The sequence below is a fragment of the Oleiphilus sp. HI0066 genome (assembly GCF_001635725.1).
In genome coordinates, this window is the sequence record NZ_LWFH01000074.1 from 1 (window position 1) to 845 (window position 845).

General features: G+C 41.2%; 1 protein-coding gene. It reads left to right on the plus strand.

What is annotated here, in order from left to right:
* Positions 1-177: 177 nt before the first annotated feature.
* Positions 178-845 (plus strand): ParA family protein (locus A3738_RS01210; protein WP_068763293.1); only part of this gene is annotated, 668 nt, incomplete at its 3' end.

The window sequence follows — 845 nt, forward strand, 5'->3', positions numbered from 1 at the left end:
ATGATGTGCTGAGCTACATATATGCTAGAAGTTCTCGTAGTTTAGGCGCATTATTGGAGGTTCTAGATAAGTTGGATCATGCCCAATTGCTTGAAAAGCGAAGTATTACAGTTCCGTTTGTAAAAAAGGTGTTGGGCTGGTGAGAGTGTCCTCGTCAAAGTTTAAGGAGAAGCGACAGTGATTCGAGTGGTGTTTAATCAAAAAGGTGGTGTTGGTAAATCTAGTATCACATGTAACTTGGCTGCAATTAGCGCATCCAAGGGGCGTCGTACGTTAGTGGTTGACCTTGATACTCAGGGCAACTCTACGCATTACTTGTTGGGCGTCTCCTCAAGTGAATTGAAACACACCGTCGCAGATTTTTTTGAGCAGACCTTGTCGTTTAATCTTTTCAATAAAGATGCGAGCGAGTTTGTTCATCAAAGCCCTTACGATAATTTATCGGTAATGCCTTCACATCCTGAGTTGGAGTTTCTAGAGCGTAAATTAGAAGCAAAGCACAAGATTTATAAATTAAAGACGGCATTAAGAGAAATGGAGTCTTTCTTCGATGATATTTACATCGACACTGCGCCAGCATTAAATTTTTATACCCGATCGGCGCTCATTGCTGCAGATCGTGTTTTGATACCTTTCGATTGTGATGACTTCTCTCGCAAAGCGCTCTACCAAATCATGGGTGAAATTCAGGATATCCAGGAAGATCATAATGATTCACTTAAAATAGAGGGAATTGTTGTGAATCAGTTTCAGCCAAGAGCAAGCCTACCTAGGAAGTTGGTTGAAGAGTTGGTTGAAGAGGGATTGCCTGTTCTCGATGTTAAATTATCAGCCAGCGTAAAAAT